We start from the raw sequence: 8,170 nt of genomic DNA, 5'->3' as shown, positions 1-8,170 counted from the left end.
GCACAACTCCGCCCAGGGTTCCAGATCAGTCATTCTTCCGCTCTTCGTCCGGCAAACGTTGTAGATGCATCCGGCAGCCACCCGCGATACTCTAATAGCAGCGATGTTGCGCCTCATCCACTTCCCGGGCACTCTCCTCTAGCGGCTCCCGCCGCCATTGCCTCGCCGCGTCCTATCCCATTATCTGAATCGATCCACACCGGCCGCCATGGCCGAGGAGACTCCCGATGTTTGAACGCCTGGAACAGATTGCCGCCCGCTACGAAGAGCTGGGCCGCGAGATGGCCTCTGACGAGGTTGTCAACGATCACGAAAAGTACCAGAAGGTGGCCAAGCAGCACCGCGACCTGCAGTCCGTGGTCGACACCTTCCGCGATTATCAGCGGACCAAACAAGGCATCGCCGATTCTCAGCTCATGCTCGCGGAGACCGATCCCGAGATCCGCGCCATGGCGCAGGATGAGCTGACGCAGCTGGAAGAGCGACTGCCCAAGATCGAAGAAGATCTGAAGCTGAAGCTGCTGCCCAAGGACCCGAACGACGAGAAGAACGTCATCCTGGAGATCCGCGCCGGCACCGGCGGCGACGAGGCCTCGCTCTTCGCGGCGGAGATCTTCCGCATGTACTCACGCTTCGCTGAGCAGCATCGCTGGAAGGTGGAGGTGCTGTCGTCCTCGGAGTCCGGCATCGGCGGATTGAAGGAAGTCATCGCCATCATCGAAGGCGACCGTGTCTACTCGCAGCTCAAGTATGAGTCCGGTGTGCACCGCGTGCAGCGTGTGCCGGCAACGGAGACGCAGGGGCGCGTGCATACCTCCGCCATCACTGTCGCGGTGCTGCCCGAGGCCGAAGACGTGGACGTCAAGATCGAAGCCAAGGACCTGCGCATCGACACCTTCTGCTCGTCGGGTCCGGGGGGCCAGTCGGTGAACACGACCTACTCGGCGGTGCGCATCACCCACATTCCGACCAATACCGTCGTCAGTTGCCAGGACGAAAAGTCGCAGATCAAGAATCGCGAAAAAGGTATGCGCGTCCTGCGCTCGCGGCTTTACGAAATTGAAATGGAAAAGCAGCAGTCGGCGCTGGCCAAAGAACGCAAGGCAATGGTCGGCTCCGGCGACCGCAGCGAAAAAATCCGCACCTACAATTTCCCCCAGAACCGCCTCACCGACCACCGCATCGGCTTCACCATCCACCAACTCGAACAGGTGATGGACGGCAAACTGCAACCCCTGATCGAAGCGCTCACAACGCACTATCAGGCAGAGAAGCTGAAGCAGGAATCGGCAACCGTAGCCTAAGATGCTCACGTAGCGGCAGCCGCCCCGGCTGTCCCGCCAGGGCGAAGCCTTACCAGAGAGTTCGAACACCAGAGGATTGCAACCGTCGATCACGCGTAACTAGCTCCGCTTTCAGAGAGGCGGCTGTCGCCGCGATGATGCGATCGGGCATGTCAGGAACCTCACCTCGATTCACTTCCTGAACGGCTCGTGCAACAGCAGCGTCGAGCGGAACCACGACCACGTTTCCAGCGGGGTCTTCCAACGCGGCCTTGAGTCTTTCCCATGCCTCCGCCGGCAGTCTACCCTTCTCACAGAGATAGATTATTTCAACCAGTGATATCGCTGAGACAAAAATCCCGTCGTCATCGCGCTCCACGTTTTCGATCGCGGAGCGCGCTCTTGCGGACAGTTGTGACGAGCCGGAAAGAAACCAGATGATGGCGTGGGTGTCCAGCACCAGAGGCATCAGGAAACGTCTCTGGGGAAATTTCCCCACATTTCGCGACGGGCGCTCGATATGTCGTTCTCGCTCACGCGCAAGTCGAGGTCGGCCCAAAGCCCTCGCAGGCTGCGGTACCTTCGCTCGGACCTCTCTTGCAGCCGAGTGACGAAGGCGAGAACTTCCTTTTGCCTCTGCGGAGGCAAATCGCGCAACTTCTGGAGGACCTGTTCCTCGAAAGTCATGAAGTGTGTGTCCCTTCTGCCCGATTATACTTGGCCGAGCAAGAGCTTCCCGGAAAAGAATAAGGAGGAATGTGACGGACCTGCACTCAGCTCTCTCGACTGTTCTCTTCACCCGCTACGCCGCGAATGCCGCCCGCGTGCGCGAACTGGCCACGCCGCTCAGCGAGGCCCAGTTTTGGCGAAAGCCGTTCCCTTATGGCAACAGCTTCGGCCATCTCGTGCTGCACCTGACCGGCAACCTGAGTTACTACATTGGCGCGCAGATCGCGCAGACGGGATACTTCCGCGACCGCCCGCGCGAATTCAACGATCCCAATCCGCCGTCGAAAGCCGAAGCGCTGAGGAGTTTCGATGATGCAGTCGCCATGGTGCAGAAAACTATCAGCGCGCAGTCGCCGGACGATTGGACCAAAGAGTACTCAGGCGTCGGCAGCAATTGCAGCAATCGCCTCGACATGATCCTGCAATGCGCCGCCCACATGCAGCATCACATCGGGCAGATGATCTATCTGACGTACGAGCACGCCCGACTGGCTGACCAGGGCATCGGCTAACAACGCCGTGCCCACGCCAAAAATCCCTACTTCTCGCAAAAGACGCGAGAAATGGGGCACCCGACTTTACTCTGTGTTCCCCTGTGCCCTCTGTGGTTAAAATCGACCGCGTGCAGCTAAAAGAAGTTCTCGCGTCAGCCATCGCGCGCCTTACGGCGAACAATGTGCCATCGCCGCGCCTCAACGCGGAGACCCTCCTAATGTTCACGCTGAACTGTGATCGCGCATATTTATTCGCGCATCCCGAGCGCGAACTTACGGCGGACGAGCGGGCTCGCTACGAATCTGCTTTGGCCGAACGCGCGCGCGGCGTGCCGGCGCAATACATCACCGGGCATCAGGAGTTCTGGGGGATGGATCTGATCGTCAGCCCGGCAGTGCTGATTCCGCGGCCGGAGACGGAGCATTTGATCGAAGCTGTGATTGACGTGACTAGAGTTGGCGGGCAGGAGTGCCCGCTCCACATTGGGTTGCCCCACATTGGGTTGCCCCACATTGGTCTGGACTCATCGTCCGAGGTCCGAGGTCCGAGGTCTGACGTTCGTATCGTCGACGTCGGCACCGGCTCCGGCTGCATTGCTCTGGCGCTGGCCAAGGAATTTCCTCGCGCTGAAATTCATGCGACCGATATCTCGGCTGCCGCTCTGGACATCGCGCGCGCGAATGCGGCGCGGTTGCAACTTGCCGATCGCATTCAGTTCCATCAGACAGATCTGCTCGAAGGCATCGTCGGGCCTTTCGACTTCGTTATCTCGAACCCGCCCTATGTCGGCGAGTCGGAGGAATATCAGGTGCAGATGGAGGTGCGCAAGTTTGAGCCGCGCAATGCCGTGTTTGCGGGACCTACCGGTTTGGAGGTCATTTCCAGGCTGATTCCGCAGGCGCATGCGGCCTTGCGTCCCGGCGGCTGGCTGATTCTGGAAATCAGCGGAACGATCGCCGAAGAAACGAAACGGCTCTTGAGCGGATGGGGCGCCGTGCGCATCGTCAACGACTTGCAATCGATCCCACGAGTGGTCCAGGCGCGGAAGCCAGCAGGCTGATTTTCCCAATCGCCGCTTTGCGTTCTTTGCCGCAGCTTAGCGGCCTTTGCGTTGAGTTTTTTGTTCTAGAGGCGAAAATCAACAGCTCTAACGCAAAGGACGCGAAGAAATTCCGCAAAGAACGCAAAGAAACCAGCTTGAATGAATAACTGGCAGGCACGCTCGCGGCTAAGTCGTTGAGCTTTCGTGTAAGCTATTGCATTTTCGTGCAAGTCGTTGAAATGTCGTAGGGAGCTTCAGGAAGCCACAGTGTGCATTAATTTCGTACGCAGGAGGGTTACGGCGCTCGCGATGCCGATCGTCGATGCCAGTAGCGTTTCCGGCTCAGGAAATGGCATCGGGCACGACGCTCGGATTGCGGATCATGCGGCCGGGAGCCAAGGCGAACGGCCTGCAAATATGTATGTACATTTATGTACGTCTTGGAGAAATATCCTGCAAGCGCCGCGCTTTTTCAACGACTTACAACAGCGAAGAAGCCGTTGTTGATCTTGGGTCCAAGGTTGAGGCCGAGGGCCGAGGTTCCCGAGGTCTAACGTGGACGCCCGAACTCACCGCCGCACCGCCGCCGGCAATATTTCCTCGACATCGATGATGTCGGTCGGATAGTTCCCTGTATAGCAGGCCGAGCAGTAAGAAATCTTCTCGCCTTCCCCGCAGGCCTTCTTCAGGCCTTCGATGGAGAGATAAGCCAGCGAATCGGCGCCGATGTAGTCACGGATCTCGTCGACGGACTTGTTGGCGGCGATGAGTTGCTTCTTCGATGGAGTGTCTACGCCGTAGTAACACGGCGAGATTGTGGGCGGGCACGAAATCCGCATGTGCACTTCTTTCGCCCCGGCGTTGCGGATCATGCGGACAATCTTGCGGCTGGTCGTGCCGCGCACGATCGAATCGTCGATCAGCACCACGCGCTTGCCTTGCAGCAGCGAACGCACCGGATTCAATTTCAATCTCACGCCGAAGTCGCGCACACTCTGGCTGGGCTCGATGAAGGTGCGTCCGACGTAGTGATTGCGAATCAGGCCAAAGCGAAACGGGATGCCGCTCTCGGCGGCATAGCCAACAGCAGCGGTCACGCCGGAATCGGGCACGGGTACGACCAGATCGGCCTCCACTCCCGCTTCGCGCGCGAGTTGGCGGCCAAGTTCTTCCCGACTGGCCTGCACGGCGCGGCCGAAGACGATACTGTCAGGACGCGAGAAGTATACGTGTTCGAAAATGCAACTTGATTGCGGCGCGGCGCTGGTATAAAAACGCGAACTCACGCCCTCGGATCCGACGACGATCAGTTCACCCGGCTTTACATCGCGAATGTATTCAGCGCCGATGAGATCAAAGGCGCAGGTCTCGGAGGCGAAGACGACGGTGTCGTGCTTCTGACCTTCGAGCGCGGCGATGCGCCCCATGGCGAGCGGGCGAAAGCCGCGCGGGTCGCGGACGGCGAACACGCGATCGTTGCTCATCATCACCAGCGAAAACGCACCTTCCACCCGCCGCAGCGCATCGGCTACGGCTTCCGGCAGAGTTTGTTCTTTTGAGAGCGCGATCAGATGAACGATGACTTCGGTGTCGCTGTTGGTCTGAAAAATCGAGCCTTGACTCTCAAGGCGGGCGCGCACGTGTTGCGCATTGGTCAGGTTGCCGTTGTGGGCAAGGGCGATCGAGCCTTTGTTGGACTGCACCAGGATCGGCTGCGCATTCAGCAGCGCGGAGTCTCCGGCTGTCGAATAGCGCGTATGGCCGATGGCGAGCGAGCCGCGCATTTTCGAGAGCACGTCTTCGGTAAAGATGTCGGCCACTGAGCCCATGGCCTTGTGGGCGTGCGAAGTCAGGCCGTCGGAGGTGACGATGCCGGCCGATTCCTGGCCGCGATGCTGCAACGCATGCAGCCCAAGGTAGGCCAACTTTTCCGCTTCAGGATGGGCGAAGATTGCGACTACGCCGCACTCGTCGTGAAATTTGTCGGGCATTAAGCTTCTAGCTCCTGGCTTCTAGCTTCTAGCTAGAAGCCTTTGACGCCTCTGTGTTTCTCAGTGACCTCTGTGGTTCAGATCTTTCCTTCTGCTTTAACTTGCTACCAGTTCAGGATCGGTTTGCAGCGCCGACTGCAACGCGTTTTCGTACGAGTTGCATAATTCTTTCACCGGCGCTGAGATTACGATTTTTCCATCCAGCGAAATTTCCAGATGTTCTGGAATTGTTTCTCCGATTACGTCTGCTGTGACGCCGTGACTCGCCGCTACTTGTTTGATTCGCGTTACATGGGCTGGGTCGCAAGAGATCAGGATGCGGCTGGCGTCTTCGCCGAACAGGGCATACTCGGGGAAAAGGCCGTCAGAGGCCAGGTTCACGCGTGCGCCTACATTTTTCGGGAATGCTTTCTCCGCCAACGCAACCGCGACGCCGCCGTCGGCGCAGTCGTGCGCCGATTCGACCAAGCCTTGCTGAATCATTTCGATGATGGCCTTCTGCAACGCGGCTTCCCTTTCGAGATCGAGTTGTGGCGGATATCCCCAGAGGCTGCCCAAAATTTCTTTCGCGTACTCGGAGGAGCCAAACTCGACTTCTGCATCGGTGATATCGCCGGGCTCGCCGGCGCGCAATAGCACGATGGTGCGTCCGGGGGCGGCGAAGTGCATTTTCGCGGCCTTGTGCACGTCTTCGAGAATGCCGACGACTCCGAGCACGGGCGTGGGATAAATGCCCTCGCCGAGCGTCTCGTTGTAAAAGCTGACGTTGCCGCCGGTGATGGGAATTTCGAGTTCCTCGCAAGCTTTGGTGATGCCGTCGATGGTTTGCGAGAACTGCCACATAATGTGCGGCTTCTCGGGATTGCCGAAGTTCAGGCAATTCGTGGCGCCGACCGGAGTTGCTCCAGAGCAAGCGACTTTGCGGGCGGCTTCGGCGACCGCGTGCATTGCGCCGAGGCGCGGATCGAGATAGCACCAGCGGCCGTTACCGTCGAGCGCCATCGCCAGGCCGCGTTGCGAACCTTTGATGCGGATCACGCCTGCGTCACCTGCGCCAGGGGCTTCGACAGTGTTGGTCTGCACCATGTGATCGTATTGCTGCCACACCCAGCGCTTGCCGCAGATGTTAGGGCTGGCGAGCACTTGCTTGAGATTCGCAGTGAAATCTCCGGCGGCGAATTTGACGTGCTCCGGCTTCTCGCGCGGAACCGGCGGTTCCCAGCGCGCCAGCGGACGTTTGTACAGCGGCGCTTCATCGGTCAATGCGGGATTCGGTATCTCGGCTACAAGTTTGCCGTGTTCGAGGACGCGCAGTTTGTTGTCGGGGATGACCTTGCCGACTTCGACGGCATCGAGTCCCCATTTTTCGAAGACGCGGAAGACTTCTTGCTCGCGGCCTTTTTGCGCGACCAGCAGCATGCGCTCCTGCGATTCGCTGAGCATGATCTCGTAGGGAGTCATGCCGGTTTCGCGCTGGGGGACGCGATCAAGTTCGATCTCGATGCCCACGCCGCCGCGTCCGCCCATCTCGCAGGTCGAACAGGTAAGTCCGGCTGCGCCCATGTCCTGAATACCAATAACGGCGCCGGTCTGCATGGCTTCGAGACAGGCTTCGAGAAGAAGTTTTTCGAGGAACGGATCGCCGACTTGCACGTTGGGGCGCTTGGCTTCGGAAGCCGCGCTGAATTCTTCGCTGGCCATGGTGGCACCGTGAATGCCGTCGCGTCCGGTCTTGGCGCCGACGTAGATCACGGGATTGCCTTCTCCCGCCGCCCTGGCATAAAAGATTTCATTTTTTCGTACGAGGCCGAGGGCGAAGGCGTTGACGAGCGGATTGCCGGAGTAGCAGGGCTGGAACTTGGTTTCGCCGCCGAGGTTGGGAACGCCGAAGCAGTTGCCGTAAGAGGCAACGCCGGCGACCACACCTTCGAGGATGGAATGGTTTTTGTGGAGTTCGGCTTGCGTGGGAACGGACGCATTCGTCCGTCCTTCGGAAGGAATGTCGGGCGTGATTTCGGTCGTACCCCGGACGAACGCGTCCGGGGCCACGTGTGGTGTGATCGGGCCGAACCGTAGGGAGTCCATGACCGCTACCGGTCTTGCGCCCATGGTGAATATGTCGCGGAGGATGCCGCCTACGCCGGTGGTTGCGCCCTGGAAGGGCTCGATGAAGCTGGGGTGGTTGTGGGATTCGATTTTGAACGCGCAGGCCCAGCCGTCGCCGATGTCGATGATGCCGGCATTTTCTCCGGGGCCCTGCAAGACGATCTTGCTGCGAGTAGGCAGGCGCTTGAGATGCACGCGGGAGGATTTGTAGGAGCAGTGCTCGCTCCACATCACGCTGAAGATGCCGAGTTCGGTGAGCGTGGGCTCGCGGCCGCCGAGAAGCTGCTTGATTTTTTCGTATTCGTCGGGCGTGAGGCCGTGCTGGCGGAGGGTCTCCGGGGTGAAGGCTTGGGTGACAGTCGTGGGCATGGGAGGAGCTTCTATTGTCGCATAAAGCGGTCGTCGGTCTGGGGTCGTTGGTCGTTAGTCTTCGGTCTTCGGTCGTCGGTCGTCGGCTTACGTCACGCATCCGTTGCGCTGAGATCCTTCCCTTCGCCTGAAGAACGGCTCCGGTCAGGATGACA

6 protein-coding genes are annotated in these 8,170 nt (G+C 59.4%); 3 read left to right on the top strand and 3 right to left on the bottom strand.

What is annotated here, in order from left to right; translation table 11 throughout:
- Positions 1 to 227: 227 nt before the first annotated feature.
- The gene (gene prfA, locus VGM18_13440; protein HEY3974004.1) at positions 228 to 1,304 is read left to right on the top strand and encodes a peptide chain release factor 1; all 1,077 of its coding nucleotides are present in this window, start codon (positions 228 to 230) and stop codon (positions 1,302 to 1,304) included.
- Positions 1,305 to 1,353: 49 nt separating this feature from the next.
- Here the strand turns inward: prfA and VGM18_13435 are convergent, their stop codons facing one another.
- Positions 1,354 to 1,752 (bottom strand): type II toxin-antitoxin system VapC family toxin, encoded by a 399-nt coding sequence (locus VGM18_13435; protein HEY3974003.1) that lies wholly within the window; start codon positions 1,750 to 1,752, stop codon positions 1,354 to 1,356.
- A gap of 289 nt (positions 1,753 to 2,041) precedes the next feature.
- Between VGM18_13435 and VGM18_13430 the strand changes: the two genes are divergently transcribed.
- Complete coding sequence (locus VGM18_13430) at positions 2,042 to 2,524, top strand: DinB family protein (protein HEY3974002.1); 483 nt, start codon at positions 2,042 to 2,044, stop codon at positions 2,522 to 2,524.
- Between the two features lie 83 nt (positions 2,525 to 2,607).
- Positions 2,608 to 3,567: a peptide chain release factor N(5)-glutamine methyltransferase gene (gene prmC, locus VGM18_13425; protein HEY3974001.1), complete on the top strand. Its 960-nt coding sequence runs from the start codon at positions 2,608 to 2,610 to the stop codon at positions 3,565 to 3,567.
- A 551-nt stretch (positions 3,568 to 4,118) separates the two neighbouring features.
- On the opposite strand, the gene purF is transcribed toward prmC, so the two are convergent.
- Positions 4,119 to 5,540 (bottom strand): amidophosphoribosyltransferase, encoded by a 1,422-nt coding sequence (gene purF, locus VGM18_13420; GenBank protein HEY3974000.1) that lies wholly within the window; start codon positions 5,538 to 5,540, stop codon positions 4,119 to 4,121.
- Between the two features lie 96 nt (positions 5,541 to 5,636).
- Positions 5,637 to 8,015, bottom strand: a complete 2,379-nt coding sequence (gene purL / locus VGM18_13415) for a phosphoribosylformylglycinamidine synthase subunit PurL (protein ID HEY3973999.1) — start codon at positions 8,013 to 8,015, stop codon at positions 5,637 to 5,639.
- Positions 8,016 to 8,170 lie beyond the last annotated feature (155 nt).

Origin of the sequence: Candidatus Sulfotelmatobacter sp. (assembly GCA_036500765.1) — a bacterium.
Classification (GTDB): domain Bacteria; phylum Acidobacteriota; class Terriglobia; order Terriglobales; family Acidobacteriaceae; genus Sulfotelmatobacter.
The sequence above is the reverse complement of the archived record's forward strand: the minus strand, read 5'-3'. Positions and strand labels throughout refer to the sequence as shown.